Here is a 22,752-nt window from a genome sequence, read left to right on the forward strand (position 1 = left end):
GAGACAATGATGGGGGATAAGCCTAAGATTGCTATTTTCGATTTTGATGGGACTCTGACAACTCAAGATAGTTTTGTGCCCTTTTTGCGCTGGACCCATGGCTGGAGACGACTGGTGATTGGCCTTATGCGCCATAGTTCAGCAGTACTCAGTTATGGAATGAAGCGTTGTTCTAATCAAACTATCAAAGAAATACTTTTGACCGAATTTTACAAAGGTTGGTCCATTGAACGTTTAAAAACAGCGGCGGCTGACTATGCTCACCATTACTTACCTAAGCTGGTCGATCCTGACGCGTTAGAACGGTTACATTGGCATCAACGCCAGGGACATCAGATCATTTTAGTCAGCGCTACCCTGGAGATTTATTTACAACCCTGGATGAAAATACTGCCCATTGATCATCTGTTGGCTACTCGATTAGAACATCAGGGTGGCAGTGTGACAGGCAAATTATCAGGAGAAAATTGCTATGGCCCTGAGAAAGTTAAACGCTTAGAGCGGTTGCTAGGGGATTTACAGCAATATTACATCTATGCCTATGGTGATGGCCAAGGCGATCGCGAGCTGTTAGAGGCCGCCAATGAACCCTACTACCGTTTCTTCAATCGTGGACGATATTTGATGATTCGATAAGAATCTTTAGTAATTGTCTGTAGAAATGTTCAATGGAACCTCCATTCGTCAAAATAAACTTAAAAAAAGCGTCAAATATACTTCTACCTTGTTGATCAGGTGCAACAATTATAAAAAGGCTGATCAATCCCCAAAAGTAACGCAATATTCATTGCCTGACATTGAAAGCGCTCAGTAATAAAAAGCATCAGAAATTATCATGGCAGATCATCACCAAAGTCCATTAGAGTACAAGGGCGATTCTCAGCTATGGGGCCATCAGTGGGGCTTTAAAGATACGACCTTAGTTGTCAATGATGATCGATCGGTGATGATGACTGGTGAGCGCTATGGTCTCACTGGGGTTAAAATGCCTGGTTTTATTCCCTTTCTAGAAGCTGAACTGGGAATCACTATCGATGAAAAAACACCGTTAACCGAAGTCTCTGAAAAGGTTGTTGGGACCGTCCATCGTAACAAAGCTTTTTGTGCAGTAATAGAGGCTTCATTTCCCTCAAGTCAATATGCCTTTGAAGACCATGACCGCTTGCTCCACAGCCACGGTCAAACGACAACAACAGAAGTTTACAAAGTTCTGTATGGCCAATTAACGCGCACTGTTGATATGGTCTTCTACTGCGAGTCAGAGAAAGATGCCCAAACTCTGGTGCAGTTGGCAGTGGAGCATGATGTCTGTTTGGTGCCGTTTGGTGGGGGTACTAATGTGACCTGTGCCCTGCAGCTTCCTCCATCAGAAACCCGAATGATCGTTTCCGTCGATATGAAGCGGATGAATCGGATCGAATGGATTGACCCAGTGAATTTAAAGGCCTGTGTGCAGGCGGGTATCACGGGCAAAGATTTGGAGAATCAGCTGAGGGCGTCTGGCTTTATATGTGGCCATGCTCCCGATAGCTTAGAACTTTCCACTTTAGGTGGTTGGATTGCCACCAATGCCAGTGGCATGAAGAAAAACCGCTATGGCAATATCGAACAGATTGTGGAGAAGGTTACCCTGGTAACCCCAGCAGGAGTAGTGGAACAGATGGAGTCTGTTTCCCGTGCTTCCATGGGGATACCAGTGCAACAGTTACCATTTGGTAGTGAGGGGAATCTAGGTCTGATTACCAAGGCTGTCATCAAAATTCATCCACTGCCTGAGGTCACAAAATATGCCTCTTTCATGTTTCCAAATTTCACCTTAGGGGTGGAGTTTATGAAGCGCATTGCCCATAGCGGCTTAGTGCCAGCTAGTTTACGCCTTATGGATAATAAACAGTTTCGGCTAGGCTTTTCTTTAAAACCTCAAAACTCTGGTGTTGTTGAAACTTGGATGACTTGGCTAAAGCAGCTGTATTTATTTAAGGTGCTTAAGTTTAACCCTACCCAAATGGTTGTGGCCACCGTGGTGATGGAGGGCTCGGCCCAGGAGGTAGACCACCAGGAACGCAATATTTATGCTACGGCAAAGCAATTGAAGGGATTGGCGACGGGGTCTAAGTATGGTGAACAGGGATATATGTTTACCTTTGCCATTGCCTATGTAAGAGATTTTTTGTCGTCCTATCACATCATTGGTGAAACCTTTGAAACAACGGTTGCCTGGGATAAGATTCAACTGATTTGCGATCGCGTCCAAACCAAGCTAGATGAGCAGCACCAGGCCTTTAATTTACCCGGTAAGCCCTATTTAGCCCATCGGGTTACTCAGGTTTATCACACAGGTGTTTGTCTTTATTTCATTTTTGGAATTTATACTAAGGGTGTGGAACACCCCGAGGACGTTTGTTGGCAGATTGAACATTCCTTACGTCAGGTGATTCTTGACAACGGTGGTTCCATTTCTCACCACCATGGCATTGGTAAAATTCGTCGAGATTTCATGAAAGATGTGTTGTCTCCTGCCGGTATAAAGTTAATGAGAGGAGTAAAGGAGGCCACAGATCCACAAAACATCTTTGGTATCCGTAATGGAGGGCTGTAGTTCAAACTCTATGCAACCCAGGGAATCTGTTACGTCAAAATCCTCAAATTTAGTTGAGTTACTCCACCACAGGGCGGTGAGTCAACCAACTAAATTAGCCTACGTGTTTTTGCAGGATGGAGAGATTGAGTCAGGACGCCTGACCTACCAAGAATTGGCGCAACAGGTTAGGGTCGTTGCGCTGGGGCTGCAATCGGTTTGTGCGGTAGGTGATCGAGCGCTGCTCCTCTATCCCCAAGGGCTAGCGTATATTGTTGGGTTCTTAGGCTGTCTCGATGCCGGGGTGATTGCTGTACCCGCGTATCCCCCCCGACGCAATCAGCGGAAACTGGGGAGATTACAGGCGATTGCTAAGGATGCCCAGGCAACGGTCGCGTTGACGACGGCTGAATTGTTGCCGCGTCTGCAGGGGCAGTGTCAAGATGCATCTGAACTAAATCAGCTCCATTGGTTGGCTACGGATAGTCTTGTGGCAGAGACTGAGCAGGATGAGAATTGGAGGATTCCAATCGATCCATCCGACCTCGCATTTTTACAATACACCTCCGGGTCCACAGGCATTCCCAAAGGCGTCATGGTTTCCCATGGCAACCTGATGCATAATTGCGAGACTATCAAACGATCCTTTGAACTGACACCAGACGATGTTTCTGTTACCTGGTTGCCTAGTTTCCATGATATGGGTCTGATTGACGGGATTTTACAACCACTCTACACGGGGTTTCCAGGGTATATTATGCCCCCTGCGGCCTTTCTACAACGTCCCCAGCGCTGGCTGCAGGCGATTTCCAAATATCGAGCCACCCACAGCGGTGGTCCCAACTTTGCCTATGATTTATGTTCTCAAAGAATCACAGCAGAACAACGGGATGGTCTAGATTTAAGTTGTTGGCAAAGTGCCTACAATGGTGCTGAACCCCTGAGATTGTCAACATTAGAACGATTTACCTCTAAATTTAGCTCAGTTGGTTTTCAGGCTAAAGCGTTTTATCCATGTTATGGCATGGCCGAAACCACCTTGATGGTTTCGGGGGGTGAGGTAACCTCTGAACCTGGCCACTGTATTGTCGATGCTGTTGCTCTAGGCAATAACCAGGTCATTCATGTAGAGCCCATTCACCCTAATGCTAAACAGTTGGTGGGATGTGGTCAAACCTGGCTAGATACAACTGTTGCGATTGTCAATCCTGAAACTTGTAAGCAGTGTGTCGATAATCAGGTAGGCGAAATCTGGGTCACAGGGGGTAGCGTTGCCCAGGGATATTGGCGTCGCTCCGAGTCCTCAGAATTTGCATTTCATGCCCATCTTGCTGACAACACAGAAACCATCTTCTTCCGGACAGGAGATTTAGGTTTTTTGCATAATGGCGATCTGTTTATCACCGGTCGCCTGAAGGATGTGATCATTATTCGTGGACGGAACCACTATCCCCAGGATATTGAACGGACAGTGGAGGAAAGTCACCCTGCACTACGGTCTAATAGCGGAGCAGCGTTCTCTATCGAAGTTGATCAGCAAGAACGCCTGGTGGTGGTGCAAGAAGTTAAGCGCACACATCTGCGTCATCTGAACAGCGCAGATGTGGTTGAGGCTATTCGATCTGCGGTTCCTCTGCACCATGAGGTACAACTCTACGATGTGGTGTTACTGAAACCGGGGCGTATTCCCAAAACCTCCAGTGGAAAGATTCAGCGTCGGGCCTGTCGAACTCAGTTTTTAGCAGGGGAGTTGCAAAATATAGCGGTTGCGATGCCCGTGGTCTCCAGCCAACATTCTCACAAACAATCGACGATCCCATGGCGTTCCCCAGCCGATGCCCAAGAAGTATTGGGCTGGTTCCAAGCTCAAGTCAGGGATGAAATTGCTCAGTTTCTATCCCTGGCCCCTGATGCCATCAATCTTGATCGCAGCTTGCTGAGTTTGGGGCTGGATTCCCTGAAAGCAGTAGAGCTGTTGGAAAAGATTGGTGCTAAATTTCGGCTTTCATTACCTCCCACCCTGCTATTTGAGTATCCCACCTTAGCTCAGCTGGTTACACATCTGGCCCAGGAGTACCGAGAACAACTGGAGTGTATTCGCTTGGGGCAAGTGCCTGATCAGAATCAAGATAATCCTCCTGAATACATTGATATTTCTGGCAAAGAAGTTGCCAGCTATTCAGGCCCCCAAACCCCGAATTTTGGGGGCTTTGAGTCTAACTCCCCAGCATTGAAGAGGGCTAGGGGGACCTTCAACCAAGGTAATCTTTCCAAGAAAACTTCTATAGATGGAGCCGTGGAGGATATTGCCATTATCGGCATGGCTTGTCATTTTCCCCAGGCTGATGATCTAGAGTCTTTTTGGCATCTGTTGCGATCTGGTCAGGATGCAATTACGGAAGTCCCTCCTAGCCGCTGGAACTGGCAGGATTTTTATGACCCTGTGCCTGCCCCGGATAAAACCTACTCCCGTTGGGGTGGGTTTATGTCTCATTTAGAAGACTTTGACGCTGAGTTTTTTAACATTGCTCCCCGAGAAGCGCGTTTAATGGATCCTCAGCAACGGGTATTGCTAGAGACCGCTTGGGAAGCTGTGGAAGATGCAGGATGCCAGGCCGAAACCCTGTCTCTCAATTCTGTGGGTGTTTTTGTTGGTTGCAGTAGCAATGGCTATTATTCCCGCATTGTTCCCACCTTAACGGCTGAAGATCATGCAGCGGGGGTGGGCAATCATAATGCGGTGCTGGCCAATCGTCTTTCGTTCTTTCTCAACCTTCAGGGACCCTCCTTGGTGATTGATACTGCCTGCTCCTCTTCGCTGGTGGCAATACACCAGGCCTGCCAGAGTCTGCGCAGTGGAGAATGTCATTTGGCCTTTGCCGCTGGTGTGAATACCCTATTAGAAGGGGATTATTATGTGGCGGGCAGTCGCATGAAACTCCATTCTCCTGATGGTCGTTGTAAAGCGTTTGATCATCGGGCCGATGGTATTGCTGTGGGGGAAGGGGTGGGGGTGATATTACTAAAACCCCTCCATGCCGCCATTGCCGCTGGCGATCCCATTCGTGCCGTGATTAAAGGCTCGGCTGTAAATCATGGGGGCTTAACCAATGGCATTACCGTTCCAGACCCCAATGCCCAAGCGAATCTGGTGGCTCAGGCTTTAAATAATGCTGGACTGTCTGCTGAGGAGATTTCTTATGTTGAAGCCCATGGTACAGGTACGTCTCTAGGGGATCCCATTGAAATTGCAGGGTTAACCAAAGCTTTTCGACGAGATACTGAGAACAACCAGTTTTGCCATATTGGTTCTGTTAAAACCAATATTGGTCATCTGGAGGCTGCGGCAGGAATTGCAGGTGTGATGAAGGTAGTGCTATCGCTACAGCATCAACAATTGCCCCCTAGCCTACACTTTGAACAAGCCAATCCCCGCATTCAGTTTGATCAAACTCCCTTTGTTGTTAACACAGAACTTAGTCCCTGGAAGGGCACAGAGAAGCGGCGAGCTGGGGTAAGTTCCTTTGGGATTGGGGGAACGAATGCCCATGTGATATTGGAGGAAGTCGAAAGTCGGAAGTCGGAAGTCGGAAGTCAGAGTGTACGACCAAGCTGTTCCGAGCATTTGCTGACGTTGTCGGCTAAGAGTGAGGCGGCGTTAGATGAGCTGATTAGGGCGTATCAGCAGCATTTAGAGAAATATCCAGCGTTAGCATTAGCAGATATTTGTTTTACGTCGAATACGGGGCGATCGCACTTTAATTATCGGGTGGCGATCGCAGCCTCCACGTCCCATGACCTTGCCAATCATCTCAGACAATTAGATACCCAGGCAGATATTCCTGTTGGTTATTACCGAAATCATGTTGTCAGCAAGGGATCTAAAATTGCTTTCTTATTTACAGGGCAAGGGTCTCAATATGTGAATATGGGGCGACAGCTCTATGAGATTCAGCCACTGTTCCGAGAGATTCTGGATCGCTGTAATGGGATTTTGCGGGCATATCTGGATCTGGATATCCTTGACATGCTCTACCCGGATATCTCGGAAAGAGGGCAGGCACAAGGCCAGTCCCTACAGATTGACCAAACGGCTTACACTCAACCTGCCCTCTTTGTCATCGAATATGCTCTCACCAAGCTCTGGCAGTCCTGGGGGATTCAGCCCAGCATGGTCCTGGGGCACAGTATTGGAGAGTATGCTGCTGCCTGTGTTGCAGGAGTCTTTAGCCTGGAAGATGGATTAAAGCTGGTGGCCCACCGGGGCCGGTTAATGCAGCAGTTGCCTGGGGGCGGGGCCATGGTGTCCATTATGGCATCAGCGGCAGAGATAGAGCCTCGATTGGCACCCTATGGCGGACAGGTAACGTTTGCTGCCATCAATGGACCAGAAAGTGTGGTGATTTCTGGGTCGGCTCGCGCGATTCAGGCGATTCAACAAGATCTAGACACTGAGGGCTTTAAGACAAAGCGGTTAACGGTGTCCCATGCGTTTCATTCCCCGTTGATGGAGCCAATGGTAGAAGAATTTGGTGCGATCGCAAACCAAATCACCTATCACCTGCCCGAAATACCCATGGTTTCCACCGTAACTGGTCAGTGGGTGGATGACGCCATCGCCACTCCCCAGTACTGGATTGATCATGTGCGTCAACCGGTTCGGTTTGCCCAGGGAATGGACTGTTTGTTCGCCCAGAAATGTTCTGTCTTTTTGGAGGTAGGACCCAATCCCATTTTGTTGGGGATGGGACAACATTGTCTCCCTGCAGAGACATTGATGGAAGACAATATTTGGCTTCCGTCGCTCCATCCTCAGCAGAACGATTGGCAACAGATTTTGCATAGTCTGGGTCATCTTTATGTCCATGGGGTTTCAGTGGATTGGCAGGGCTTGCATCAGACAGGTGAGCACAGTCAGCAGAAGGTAACGTTGCCCACCTATCCATTCCAAAGACAGCGCTATTGGGTAGATGCAATTCCCGCAAATGCCACCTTATCTAATGCATCAAAAGAATCGTTTCAGCCTGATTTTTACCAGGTACAGTGGCAACAGCTTCCTCAGGCTCCGTCCCAGATTGCCCTTGAACCTGGTCACTGGTTAATTTTCGCCGATCGTTTGGGTGTTGGAGAAGCGCTGGGTCAGAAACTTCAGAAACAGGGGCATGGTTACACGTTGGTTTATCAGGGTGAGACGACTCAATCCATGGGTGACGGTCAGTATCAGCTGAATCCGACAGATGCCCAGGTGTTTGAACAGCTTTATCAAACCATTCTCTCAGATGCTGAGCAGCCAATTGATCGAGTGGTACATTGCTGGAGTTTAGATGTTCCAGCCACAGCAGAACTCACGTCATCTAATGTGATGCAGGCCCAAAGAGATACCTGTGGTACGGTGCTGAATTTTGTGCAGGCTCTGGCGACAACAAATGCAGTTCCCAAACTGTGGCTGGTGACGGAGGGCAGTCAGCCTGTAATGACTCCAGCCTCATCAGATAAGAGAGTAGAGACCCTAGCTGTGGGGCAATCTTCCCTGTGGGGCTTGGGTCGGGTGATTGCCTTTGAACACCCCCACCTATGGGGCGGGCTGATTGACTTAGAGCCTAATGAATTCAGGGATTCAGCAACAATAGAAAGTCTCCTAAAACAGATCTGGCAGGAAGATAGGGAAGATCATATCGCCCTGCGACAGAGACAAGCGTACGGGGCTCGTCTAGTGCGACAGTCCCGGTCAGAGTCTCGCCCCTTAGTGATACGAGAAGATGCCACCTATCTGATTACAGGTGGATTGGGCGCTTTGGGATTGCAGGTCGCTCAGTGGCTAGTGGCAGCTGGGGCTACATCCTTAGTGTTAGTCAGTCGTCGGCCTCCTTCCTCTGAAAAACAGCGACAGATTGATGCTCTAGAGGCAGCCGGTGTTAACGTTCTAATGTTGTTGGGGGATGTTGCCAGTGAGGCATTTGTCGCTCACATCCTGGAACAGATTGTTGCCAGTTTGTCGCCCCTGCGAGGCATTATCCATGGCGCTGGTGTTTTAGATGACGGGGTGTTGCAGCAGCTCACCTGGGAGCGCTTCACGGCAGTGATGGCCCCTAAGGTTCAAGGCGCTTGGAATCTGCATCAACTGACCCAGGCGATAGATCTGGATTACTTTGTTTGCTTCTCGTCGGTGGCTGCACTGCTCGGTTCACCGGGGCAGGGTAATTATGCTGCGGCCAATGCCTTTATGGATGCTCTGGTGCATCATCGCCGTGGTATGGGCTTACCAGGGTTGAGTATTAACTGGAGCGGATGGAAACAAAGCGGTATGGTGGCTACTTCCACCCATACCGCCGGGATTGATACCCTAAGCCCTGAACAGGGTTTACAGGCTTTAGCAGATCTTCTAAGCGATGCAGATGCCAGGGGTCAAACAGCGGTGATGTTGGTGGATTGGCCCCAGTTGACGCAGCGTTGGCGCTGCGATCGCACCAAGCCTGGTTCCCTACTAGCCGACTGGCTCACCCAATATCCAGATCCTTCTGCAGATTCTTCTAAACCTGCTAAATCTTCTTTACTGACACATTTGGACGCAGCTTTAGAACAAGAACGCAGAGAAATTCTCCAAAACTACTTACAGAGGCACATTGCACAAGTCTTAGGCTACGAAGAGATCGCTTCTATTTCCCATGATCGGGGATTTACCGAACTGGGCATGGATTCTCTTATGGTGGTGGAATTGATCAATCGTCTGCGCCAACAGTTGAATCAGCCCCTGTCTACTACCCTAGCATTAGAATATTCAACTATCAATAAGCTAACGGATCATTTGCTGCAGGAGGTTTTGCAGTTCTCTGCGTCAGCATCACAGGCTATAGAGCCGTCTCCGGGGACATCGGAATCTCCTAAACAGACTGACGAAGATGCCATTGCCATTGTGGGCATGGGGTGTCGCTTCCCTGGTGGTGCTGATAGCCCTGAGAAATTCTGGAGTCTCTTGAGTCAAGGTGTGGATGCGGTTGCAGAGATTCCAACTGAACGCTGGAACATTGATTCACTCTACGATTCTGATCCTGATGCAGCTGGCAAAATGTATATCCGTAGTGCTAGTTTGTTGTCCCAGGTGGATCAGTTTGAACCTGAATTTTTTGGCATTTCTCCCCGCGAGGCCAAGCATCTGGATCCTCAACACCGCTTGTTATTGGAAGTAAGCTGGGAAGCCCTGGAGCGGGCGGGGCAAGCCTCTGACCAGCTGCAAGATAGTCAGACGGGCGTCTTTATCGGCATTGGCCAGAATGACTACAGTCAGCTGGGTATGCAAGATTTAGACCAGATCACGGCCTATGATGGCACAGGCAATAGCTTTAGTTGCGCTGCTGGTCGCTTGTCCTATGTGCTGGGGCTGCAAGGCCCTACTTTGGCGATTGATACGGCCTGTTCGTCTTCTCTCGTAGCCATTCATCTTGCCTGTCAAAGCCTTCGTCATGGGGAATGCGACTTAGCGCTGGCTGGCGGAGTGCAGCTGATTCTGGCCCCCTTTACTACCACTGCTCTGTCTCGCATCAAAGCCCTCTCCCCCGATGGTCGTTGCAAAACCTTTGATGCCACTGCGGATGGTTATGGTCGAGGGGAAGGCTGTGGCATAGTTGTCCTCAAGTCTCTGTCCCAGGCTCAAGCGGCAGGCGATCCGATTTTAGGAATTATTCGTGGTTCCGCCGTTAACCACGATGGTGCCAGTAGTGGTCTTACTGTTCCCAACCGTTTTGCCCAGGAGAAACTACTGCGGCATGCTCTTACGAATAGCGGTGTTGAGGCGCATCAGGTTAGTTATTTAGAGGCCCATGGGACGGGCACACCCCTGGGCGATCCGATTGAAATCCGTGCCCTCAATCAGGTGTTTGGCCCAGATCGTTTATCGAATAGTCCCCTGGCTGTTGGTTCGGTGAAAACCAACATTGGTCATTTGGAAGCTGCTGCAGGCGTTGCTGGATTAATCAAAATTGTGTTGCAGCTCCAGCATCGCCAAATAGCTCCCCATCTGCATTTCGAAACACCAAATCCCCATGTTGATTGGTCGGATCTGCCGATGACGGTTCCGACTCAGCTGACGGCCTGGGATGGGCAGTCAGGGGCTCGGATTGCTGGGGTGAGTTCGTTTGGGTTTAGTGGAACGAATGCTCATGTGGTGTTGGCGGAAGGCGGAAGGCGGAAGGCGGAAGGCGGAAGGTGGAAGAATGTATTACAGAGTCGTTCGATACATCTGTTGACATTGTCGGCTAAGAGTGACAGGGCTTTAGATGATCTGATTAGGCAGTATCAGCGGCATCTAGAAAGTCATTCAGAATTAGAGTTGGCGGATATTTGTTTTACGGCGAATACGGGGCGATCTCATTTTAATTATCGTGTGGCGATCGCGACCTCCACATCAGCAGAATTGGCTCAAACTCTCAAGCAGATAAACAGTCAGGAAGAAGCCCCTGTGGGTGTTTATCGGCATCACAGTGCAGGTGTGCGTCCCAAAGTGGCTTTTCTCTTTACGGGACAAGGGTCTCAGTATGTGGATATGGGGCGTCAATTGTATGAGACGCAACCACTGTTCCGTGAGATTTTGGAGCATTGTAATGAGATTTTGCGGCCCTATCTGGGGGGGGATATCCTTGCTATTCTCTATCCAGATCTTGTTGAGGGAGGGCAGGTACAAGACCAGCCCCTACAGGTTGACCCAGGGCAGGCACAAGGCCAGCCCCTACCGTCTAATGCTCACCCTCTCCTCAATCAAACTATCTACACCCAACCGGCTCTTTTTGTTATTGAATATGCCCTGGCTAAGCTCTGGCAGTCCTGGGGTATCCAGCCAGATGTGCTTATGGGGCACAGCATTGGTGAGTATGCTGCGGCCTGTGTAGCGGGTGTGTTTAGCTTGGAGGATGGGCTGAAACTGGTGGCCCATCGGGGTCGATTGATGCAGCAGCTGCCAGCGGGTGGAGCAATGCTATCGATTCTGGCATCAGAGGCGGAGATTAGTCCGCGACTGTCGGCCTATGGTGGTCAGGTTACATTTGCGGCCATTAATGGGCCAAGAAGTATTGTCGTTTCTGGGACCGATGGTGCGATTCAGGCATTGCAACAAACCTTAGAAACGGATGGCTTTAAGACGAAGCGGTTACAGGTTTCCCATGCCTTCCATTCTCAATTGATGGAGCCGATGATGGCGGAGTTTGGGGCGATCGCAAACCAGATCACCTATCACTCACCAACGCTGCCATTTGTTTCTAACGTCACTGGTCACTGGGCCGATGCGTCAGTGGCGACTGCTGATTATTGGGTGAACCATGTGCGTCAGCCGGTGCGATTTGCCCAGGGGATGGACACCTTATTAACTAAAGACTGTGATGTCTTTTTAGAGGTGGGTCCAAAGCCAATTTTGTTGGGCATGGCACAGCGGTGTGAAGAGAAGGGGTTATGGCTGCCATCTTTACGGCCTGGCCAGGCAGATTGGCAACAGATCTTCCAAAGTTTGAGCCAAATATATGTGCACGGAGGGCAAGTCAATTGGCAGGGTGTGGAACAAGGCTATGGCCATCAGAAGATAGTTCTTCCCACCTATCCCTTTCAGCGACAGCGCTATTGGCTGGACGAGATAAGTCAGAACGTCAGGGCGTCAAACAGACAGCGGGCTGGTCATCCCTTACTGGGCCGACAAATTCCCTTGCCCGGAGTGGATGATCAAGCTCGGTTTGAATCTGTTGTGGCAGCAGAGTCGCCTAACTATTTGGGTCACCATCAAGTGTTTGACCAGGTGCTGTTTCCGATGATGGGCTATGTGGAAATGGCGTTCGCAGCTGCCCATGCCCATAGGAAAGACTCTCACTGGACTCTGGAAGACTTGGTTATTCGGCAAGGCTTAATTTTTCCCGATGGGAACAACAGAACAGTTCAAACGGTCCTAACGTCGGACACTTCCGATGACCTTGAAAATTCATTGGAAACCTATCGCTTGCAAATCTTCAGTGAAGCGTTACCTGGCCATCGCTCAACAGAAAATAGTGGTGAAGACGATCAAGACTCTGAGTGGATTCTCCATGCAGAAGGGCTTTTACGGGCTGGCACGGCTGATGCAGATCAAGAACCAACCGACCAGGTAGCGCTGGAACAAATTAAGGCCGCTTGCCCTGAGGCTATTCAGGCTGTCGATCACTATCAAACCTATCAACAACAAGGTATTACCTATGGCCCTAGCTTCCAGGGAGTTCAACGGATTTGGCAAGGGGAGCATCAGGCCATTGCTCGCATTGAATTGCCCCAGTCATTAAACGCCTCTGCCACAGCCTATCAATTACACCCAGCCTTGCTCGATGCTGCCACTCAGGTGTTGATCTATGCTAACTCCCTGGCGGAAGCTGACTTAGCACCGGGGCAGCTTTATCTGCCAGCAGCCGTTGACCAGGTCAGGGTGAGTCAATCTGCCAAGACTGCCGAGACTAGGATGTGGGCGATCGCATCGGTTCAGCCCAGTCAGCCATTAAAGGGAGATATTATCCTGGCCAATGATCAGGGCAGCGTTTTAGCTCACATCAAAGGATTAAAACTGGTCTCAACCACTTCAGACGCATTACTTAAAGGTCTTAAACCTGGCTTTAAAGACTGGTGCTATCGCCTTGATTGGCAGTTGCAACCCTATAAACCACCACAAGAACTATCTCCAAAGCCAGCAGCGGGCACCTGGCTTTTGTTAGCAAATGAGGATGGCTTAGCCAAGCAATTAGCTGCTGCCCTAAAACAACAGTCACAGCAATGTATCTGGGCTGTGGCCGGGACGGAGTATCGCCAGTTAGATGCGGCCCAGTATCAAATTCCCCCAACTCAACCAGAGGCATTTGATCAGCTACTGCAGGACTGTGGTCCAATTCGGGGAGTTATCCATTTCTGGGGAGAGTCTGCTTTAAAGGCACCCTTAGATTTAGAAACTGTACAAACTGCTCAAGAAATCGGCTGTGGTAGTGTGTTGCATTTGGTACAGGCGCTAAATAAGCACTCCTCGCAGCAGTCTGGGCCAGCGAATCCCACACTTTGGTTGATGACCCAGGCGGCACAACCTGTTTTGGCAACGGATGTGGCGCAGCCTCAACAAAGCCCTCTTTGGGGGCTAGGTCGGGTGATCACCCTGGAATATCCTGACTTGTCTTGTCGTCAGGTGGATTTGCCCCCTTATGAAACCCAGGCTAATGAAACCCAGGCTGATGATTCTCGGTGTGGCAGGGCTGGCACAAGGCACAGCCCCTACAAAATTCTCCCCGAGAACTTGACCCATCGACTGGTACAGGAACTGTTATGGCCTACGGTGGAGAATCAAATTGCGTATCGCCAGGGCAAATGTTATGTGGCTCGGTTGGTGCGATCTTACCATTCAAACCAGTCTTCAGCGACTCTGTCTCCAGCGACTCAACCAGTTCAGCTCAAGCTCTCAGAATATGGCCTGTTAGAAAATCTTTCTCTGCATCCCCTGAAACGTCGTCCTCCAAGTCCTGGGGAAGTCGAAATCCAAGTGAAAGCGGTGGGGCTTAACCTGCGGGATGTGCTCAATGCTCTAGGACTTTTGCAAGAGTATTACGCCGAGTCGTTGGGAATTACCCACCCTGACCAACTCACCTTTGGTTTTGAGTGTACTGGGATTATTACCGCTGTGGGTGATGCTGATGGAGAGAAAGTTTCTCCATGGCAAGTGGGGGATGAAGTCATTGCCATTCTGTTGCCCGATGGCTTTAGCAGTTATGTTACTGTTCCCAACGAATGGGTGATGCCCAAACCAGCTGCCATCAGTTTTACTGAGGCGGCTACATTACCCCTAACTTTTCTGACGGCTTACTATGGACTTCACTACTTAGCCGATATTCAACCGGGCGACCGAGTTTTGATCCATTCTGCTGCAGGTGGGGTGGGTCAAGCTGCTGTGCAAATTGCCCAACGGGCTGGAGCGGAAGTCTTTGCGACAGCCAGTCCCCCTAAATGGGATTGGTTAAAACAGCAGGGGGTTGAGCATGTGATGAACTCCCGCAACCTTGACTTCGCGGCGGAGATTCACGAGAAAACCCAGGGTCAGGGGGTGGATATTGTCCTGAATAGTCTCACCGGAGACTTTATCGATAAAAGTTTTGATGCCCTGGCTGACGATGGACGCTTTATTGAAATTGGCAAATTGGGTATTTGGAGCCCGGAGCAGGTGCAACGGCAGCGGCCTGATGTCGGTTATTATCCCTTTGATTTAGGAGACGTCGCCCAAGACCATCCTGACCTGATTCAAAATCTATGGCGTGAGCTAAGCCAGCACTTTGTTGATAAAACTCTCCAACCATTACCCCATAGGCTCTTTCCCATAAATCAGGTGATGGATGCCTTTCGGTTTATGCAAAAGGCCCAGCACATTGGCAAGGTGGTGGTGAGTTTTGCCGATGAGATTTCAGCTTCGTCAGCACCCTCGGCTGTGGCTGTTCGAGCTGAAGCCAGTTATTTAATTACGGGGGGCTTAGGTGCCCTAGGATTAGAAGTTGCTCAATGGCTAGCGCAGCAGGGGGCAGTCCATCTCGTTCTAGTGGGACGCAGTACACCGTCTCAATCTGTACAGGACAGGCTTTCCCTATTAGAGGACGCAGGAGCACAGGTTTCTGTTATTCAAACCGATATCACCCAAAAGAGAAAGGTGGAGCAACTGTTTCAACACATTGCCACACATTTACCAACACTGCGCGGTGTTATCCATGCTGCTGGAGTGCTGGATGACAGTATTTTGCAGGACATGAGCTGGTCTCGATTTGCCCAGGTGATGGCACCTAAAGTGCAAGGGGCCTGGTTGTTACATGAGGGCACACAGGAATTAGACCTGGATTTCTTTATTTGTTTCTCCTCAGTGGCATCTCTGTTGGGTTCACCCGGTCAGGGAAACTATGCTGCTGCCAATGCGTTTCTGGATGCGTTAGTCCACTATCGTCAAGCCCAGGGATTACCCGGTCTGAGTATTAATTGGGGCGGGTGGTCCCTGGACGGCATGGCAGCCAATGTGGAACGCAAACATCAGGTGCGTCAACAGGTGCAGGGATTAAGGGCTATTGAGCCAGGTGCTGGATTGCAGATTTTAGGCAATCTCTTAGGCACCTCGCAGGCCCAGGTGGGCATTTTTCCAGTGAGCTGGCCTCAGTTTTTTACTCAACTGCCGAAGAACCTGGCATTGCCGGTGCTAGACAACTTCCGAGGGGCAAAATTGTCTCCTTCCAAATCGTCTGAGGTACTTGTGACCTTAAAAGCAACGCCTGGGGAAGAACGGCGGGAGATTTTAGTCAAGTTTGTACAACAACAGGTGGGCCAAGTATTAGGGATGACCGATGTGCAGCGGATTGAATCGCGGGTGTCGTTATTTGACTTGGGAATGGATTCGCTGATGGCGGTGGAGTTTCGTAATCGTTTGCAGTCGGAATTAAGCTTGTCGATGCCGTCCACATTGCTATTTGATTACCCGACTCTGGAGGCCCTGGTGGATTATCTGGAACAGGATATCTTATCGCTAGACGCTGAGATTGAATTAACAGATGAAAAGAGTCAGGGAGTTTCTGACCGTAATCCTGATCTAACGCGATCGCAATCGAATGCAGTGGCCATCATTGGTATGGGGTGTCGTTTCCCCGGTGGTGTGACATCTCCCGAGGAGTTTTGGCAATTACTACAACAAGGTCGGGATGCCATCAGTCAGGTCCCCTCAGAACGCTGGTCAGTAGAGCAATTCTATGATCCAAATCCCGACGCTGTGGGCAAAATGATTTCCACAGAGGGTGGTTTCTTAGACCAGGTGGATGGTTTTGACGCCCAATTTTTTGGCATTGCCCCTAAGGAAGCCCAGAGTTTAGATCCTCAGCAGCGGCTGTTGTTGGAAGTGAGTTGGGAAGCGCTAGAACGAGCCCATCAGCTGCCCGAACAACTTTATAACAGTCTGACAGGCGTTTTTGTCGGCATTAGTACTCAGGACTATGCCAACCGGCTCTCTGTGGCTGGACAAATCCCAGATGCCTATCTTGGCACTGGAAATTCATTGAGTGCAGCGGCGGGACGACTGTCTTACCAGCTGGGGCTAACCGGGCCAAGTCTGGCGGTGGATACCGCCTGTTCCTCTTCCCTAATTTCTGTGCATCTAGCCTGTCAAAGCTTGCAGCAGCAGGAATGTCATTTGGCGTTGGCCGGTGGTGTGAATTTAATGTTGTCTCCTCGCAATAGCATTGTCTTCTCCCAGGCTGGAATGCTGGCTCCCGATGGTCGTTGTAAAACCTTTGATGCGGCAGCCAATGGATATGGGAGAGGAGAAGGCTGTGGTATGGTTGTGCTGAAGCGTCTGGCGGATGCCCTAGCAGATGGCGATCCGATTTTGGCGGTGATTCGTGGGTCTGCCACCAACCAGGATGGCCCCAGTGGTGGGTTGACGGTGCCTAATGGCCCTTCCCAGGAGGCTGTAATTCAGCAAGCGCTAGCCAATGCCGGTGTGCCGTCACACCGGGTGAGTTATGTTGAAGCCCACGGTACTGGGACGCCCTTAGGTGACCCCATCGAAGTGCGGGCTCTCAATCGGGTGTTGGGACAGGATCGTTCATCCATGCAGCCCCTCATCATTGGTTCGGTGAAAACCAATATGGGGCATCTGGAAGCCGCTGCGGGGATTGCTGGTTTGATGAAAGTGGTATTGCAACTGCAGCATCAACAGATTGTCCCCCACCTTCATTTCGATACCCCCAATCCCCATCTTGATTGGGAGCACCTGGCAGTGAAGATTCCCACTCAGCTGACGGCCTGGGACGGGGAGGGAGAGCCTCGGATTGCAGGGGTGAGTTCATTTGGGTTTAGTGGGACAAATGTTCATGTGGTGTTGGAGGAAGTTGGAAGGCGGAAGGCGGAAGGCGGAAGGCGGAAAGTATCACCACGTCGTCCGGAGCATTTGTTGACGTTGTCGGCGAAAAATAGGACGGCGTTAGATGCATTGGTTGGGGAGTATCAACGGTATCTGGAAACGCATTCAGACTTAGGGCTGGCGGATATTTGTTTTACGTCGAATACGGGGCGATCTCATTTTAATTATCGGGTTGCGATCGCAACCACCACCTTGGCAGAACTGACCCATCGTCTTCAGCAGTTAGGCTCCCAATCAGACATTCCGGTTGGCTGTTCTCGGAATCGTGTTGCCAGCGAGCGTTCTAAAATTGCTTTTCTCTTTACGGGCCAGGGTTCTCAGTATATAAATATGGGGCGGCAGCTATATGGGACTCAGCCACTGTTCCGCGAGATTCTCGATCACTGTAATGAGATGCTGCAGGAATCTCTGGATCTAGATATTCTAGACATTCTCTACCGGGATATCTCGGAGGCAGGGCAGGCACAAGGCCAGCCCCTACAGATTGACCAAACGGCCTACACCCAACCTGCCCTATTCGTCCTCGAATACGCCCTGGCTAAACTCTGGCAATCTTGGGGAATTGAGCCTAGTGTTGTGATGGGTCACAGCATTGGGGAATATGTGGCCGCCTGTATTGCTGGGGTATTTAGCTTAGCAGATGGTCTCAAGCTGGTGGCCCATCGAGGCCGGTTGATGCAGCAACTTCCCAGTGGTGGAGCCATGCTGTCGATTTTAGGGTCGGAAGCAGAAATTAATGCTCGGCTGATGCCCTATAAAGAACAGGTGACGTTGGCGTCTATCAATGGGCCGAAGAGTGTTGTGGTTTCGGGAGAAGATAACGCAATTCAGGCACTGCAACAGGTGTTGGATGCCGATGGGTTTAAGACGAAGCGATTACGAGTATCCCATGCCTTCCATTCTCCCTTGATGGAGCCAATGATGGCGGAGTTTGGTGCGATCGCATCCCAAATTACTTACCATTCACCCACGCTGCCCTTAATTTCTAATGTGACGGGACAATGGGCCGATGAATCGATGGCCACTGCAGACTATTGGGTGAACCATGTACGTCAGCCAGTGCGGGTTGCCCAGGGGATGGAGACCTTGTTAACCAAGGACTGCGACGTCTTTCTGGAGATGGGGCCAAAGCCAATTTTGTTGGGCATAGGGCGACAGTGTCTCTCGGAAGAGAGTTTTTCAGAAGAGAAAGGGCTATGGCTACCGTCGCTGAGGTCTGGACAAGATGACTGGCAACAGATGCTAGAGAGTCTGGGACATCTGTATACCCATGGGGTTGAGGTGAATTGGCAGAATGTAGCTCAGGGACAGCACTATCAGAAAGTACCACTGCCCACCTATCCCTTTCAACGCCAGCGCTATTGGGTGGAAACCTCCATGGTACCGACCATACCAAAGGCTAGCTCTACTAGCAAAACAGAGGCTCATCCCCTGTTGGGACGTCGATTTTATAGTGCGACCCAACCCCAGCAGATTCAGTTTGAAGCACAGTTGAGTGCTTTGGAGCCAGGGTATTTAGCGGAGCATCGTATCTTTGGTCAGGTACTATTCCCGATTGCGGGATATTTGGAGATTGCGATCGCAGCTGGCCATCATGTGTTTGCACGTCAAGGAACGCTAAACCACGATTTACTCCTGGAGGATATCACCATTCACCAGGGGTTCATTCTCTCTGAGACTGAAACCACCACAATCCAAACGGTGCTGAATCCTGTTTCAGGCAATGCTCATCGATATGAATTCCAGATTCTGAGCCTGCAACTAGAAGAACAACAACCTAAATGGACACTTCATGTTCAGGGGCAACTTTCTGCATTAGACGGGAGCACTACTCCCAATGACATCGATATCGAGGCATTGAAAGTCGCTTGTTTAGAGGCTGTGGAAATGCCACAACTTTATCAGACCTATCAGCAGCGAGGAATTGACTACGGGCCACAATTTCAAGGCATTCAACAATTGTGGCGAGGCTCCAATCAAATTGTGGGTCAATTGGTCTTTAAAGGATCTGATGATCCAGAGGACTATCATATGCATCCCACCCTATTGGATAGTGCGCTGCAGAGTCTTGCCCCCATCTTGTTGCAAGAGGGTCCCACCTATTTACCCATCGCCCTTGAAAAACTTCATTGGCGACGAGGTGAGAAAACGTTGAATCCTTGGGTCGCGGGTTCGATAATAACTGATGCAGCGAGTTCTAGAAAAGCTACCTTGAGTGTGAGTAATGTCCGAGGTCGGGCCATAATCGACCTCTCTGGTCTCACCCTGGTACCGGTAACCGATCAGGCTGTTCTCAAAACTCCTGATTTGTACCAATGGTATCACCAACTGCAGTGGCAGGCGTTACCGTCATCCCAAGATCCATTAGCACCAACGACCCAGGGGATCTGGTTAGTTCTGGCTCCTGATGTCAAATTTGGTCAACAACTGAAGAATGCTCTGAATCATCATGCTCAAGCATGCGTGGTTGTTTATCCTGGTTCTGATTTTTGTCAGGTGGATGATGGGCAGTATCAGCTGGCCCCAAGTCAGCCGGAAGCATTGCGCCAGGTTTTGGCATCGTTAAAACAGAATTGCGCATTAACAGAGACGCCCCTGCTAGGAATTCTCCATCTCTGGAGTCTAGCCACAGATCTAGAAGACTTAGATCACGCTGAAACGTTGACCTGTGGCATGGCCCTCCATTTACTGCAAGGTATGACAACAACTTGGCCAGATACTCCATTACCGCCCCTATGGTTAATTACCCAGGGGGCTCATATGCTGCCAGACCAGCAGTATGCTAGCTGTGCGCCCCAACATCAGCTCCTGTGGGGTCTGGGACGAGTGATTGCCTTGGAGTATCCAGATGTATCGTTGCGGTGTCTGGATCTAGATCCTGCGGCTGATCAAGTTGTACAGGATCTGGTGCAAGCGCTACTGGAATCCCATGGAACTGGCTCAACAGAAAATCAAATTGCCTACCGGCGCGGGTTGCGTCACGTGGCTCGGTTAGGGCAGTTCAATCCCAAGGCGTTGGCCCATCAGACCCATCAGTCTGTTCAGCTCAAGTTGCATGAATACGGCAGGCTGGATCAACTCTCGTGGCAACCACTCGAACGCAGTGCTCCCAAACCTGGAGAGGTTGAGATTCAAGTCAAAGCCGTCGGTTTGAACCTGCGGGATGTGCTGAATGCGCTGGGTCTGTTGAAAGATTACTATGCTGAACAGTTTGGCATTACTCAGGCGAGACAGTTGACCTTTGGGTTTGAATGTGTCGGCATTGTCACAGCTGTTGGTGATGTCGGAGAAGACAAGATCTCTCCCTGGCAGGTGGGGGATGAGGTAATTGCAATTCTCCTACCCGATGGCTTTAGTCGCTATGTCACCGTGACGGCTGACTGGGTGATAGCCAAACCCAAGGCCATGAGCTTTTCTGAAGCGGCCACACTCCCGCTTACCTATCTAACGGCCTACTATGGCCTGCATCATCTGGCAAAACTTCAACCTGGGGACCGTGTTCTGATCCATTCTGCAGCTGGGGGGGTGGGTCAGGCTGCTGTCCAAATTGCTCAACAGGTGGGGGCTGAAATTTTTGCCACGGCTAGCCCAGCTAAATTGGATTGGTTAAAACAGCAGGGCATTGAGCATGTCATGAACTCCCGCAGCCTGGATTTTGCGACGGAGATTCAGGAGAGAACCCAGGGACAGGGAGTGGATATTGTTCTCAACAGCTTTACAGGAGAGTTTATTGATAAGGGCTTTGAGGTGCTGGCTGAAAACGGACACTTTGTTGAAATTGGCAAGCTGGGCATCTGGAGTGCGGAGCGGGTTGCGCAGCATCGTCCAGATGTAAGCTATTTCCCGTTTGATCTGGGAGAAGTTGCCCAGACTGTTCCCAGACAGCTACAAGATTTGTGGTGTGACTTAAGTCAACAGTTTTCCACGGGGCATCTAAAGCCGCTACCCCATCGCGTGTTTGCCGCTGACGATGTGGTTGATGCTTTTCGGTTTATGCAAAAGGCGCAGCACATTGGGAAAGTGGTGGTGCAGTTCCCCGATGGGCCGGTGTCTATCCAAGCGGAGGGCAGCTATCTGATTACTGGGGGGCTGGGTGCTCTCGGCTTAGACGTTGCCCAGTGGTTGGGGCGACAGGGGGCAAAACACTTGGTTTTAGCAGGGCGTAGTCAACCGTCACCAGTGGCGCAGCAAATCATTGCTGACCTGCAAGCAAACGGTACGCAGGTGTCGGCTTTACAAGTCGATATTACTCAGCGGGCCGATGTGGCGCAGCTGTTTCAACAGATTGCTGCCTTACCAACGCTGCGAGGGGTGATTCATGCAGCCGGTGTGTTAGATGATGGTGTGCTCCAGGAGATGAGCCGGTCTCGGTTTGCCCAGGTTCTGGCTCCTAAGGTGAAGGGGGCTTGGTTATTGCATGAGAACACAAAGCATCTAGATTTGGATTTCTTTGTCTGTTTCTCGTCGGTGGCGTCTTTGCTGGGGGCACCGGGGCAGGGGAACTATGCTGCGGCCAATGCCTTTTTGGATGGGTTGGCCCATTACCGTCAGGCCCAGGGATTACCAGGGTTAAGTATTAACTGGGGCCGGTGGTCTAGCGGTATGGCGGCAAATCTTCCCCTTCAGGACCGGCGGGGCTTAGGAATTATTGCCCCAGCGACCGGTGTGCAGGTTTTGGGTGACCTGTTGGCCACCGCTGCCGCACAAGTCGCTGTCTTGCCAGCAGATTGGTCCCAGTTCTTTGAACAGTTGCCCAGGCATCTGACCATGCCTGTCCTGGAGGGATTACGACCGGCGGAACCGTCATCTCAGCCGTCGTCCACGTTTCTCCAGCGATTAGAAACCGCGCCAATTCCTGGGAGAAAGTCGCTGCTGATTCAGTTTATTCAGAAAAACGTGGGACATACCTTGGGCATCGCTGATCTGCAACAGATTGATCCTCAGGAGTCGTTGTTTGATATGGGGATGGATTCTCTAATGGCGGTGGAGTTTCGCAATCGCCTGCAGTCAGAATTGCAGATATCTATCTCGTCAACGGTGTTATTTGATTATCCGTCGGTGGATGCGATCGCAACTTACCTCTTCGAGAAAATCTTTCCCCCAGACCATCCGGACCCGACTCCCCCCCACCGCTCGCCGCAAACAGATGTTTCTGAGATTCGAGCAGAGGTGACCCAGCTTTCAGAAGCCGAAGCCGAAGTCATTCTTTTGCAAGAACTGGAAAGCATCACTCAATCATCAGGGGGGCAATAAC

3 protein-coding genes are annotated in these 22,752 nt (G+C 50.4%); all 3 read left to right on the plus strand.

Annotated elements, in window-relative coordinates; genetic code table 11:
- Positions 1–6: 6 nt before the first annotated feature.
- The 3 genes from SPB21_RS33895 (at position 7) to SPB21_RS33905 (ending at position 22,751) form a co-directional block, all read left to right on the plus strand.
- Positions 7–636: an HAD family hydrolase gene (locus tag SPB21_RS33895; RefSeq protein WP_499869469.1), complete on the plus strand. Its 630-nt coding sequence runs from the start codon at positions 7–9 to the stop codon at positions 634–636.
- A 199-nt stretch (positions 637–835) separates the two neighbouring features.
- On the plus strand, positions 836–2,599 hold the full coding sequence (locus SPB21_RS33900; RefSeq protein WP_499869471.1) for an FAD-binding oxidoreductase: 1,764 nt from the start codon (positions 836–838) through the stop codon (positions 2,597–2,599).
- Positions 2,600–2,675: 76 nt separating this feature from the next.
- Complete coding sequence (locus SPB21_RS33905) at positions 2,676–22,751, plus strand: SDR family NAD(P)-dependent oxidoreductase (RefSeq protein WP_499869472.1); 20,076 nt, start codon at positions 2,676–2,678, stop codon at positions 22,749–22,751.
- Position 22,752 lies beyond the last annotated feature (1 nt).

Origin of the sequence: Leptothoe sp. ISB3NOV94-8A (assembly GCF_043421595.1) — a bacterium.
GTDB classification, from domain to species: Bacteria; Cyanobacteriota; Cyanobacteriia; order Phormidesmidales; family Phormidesmidaceae; genus Leptothoe; species Leptothoe turfae.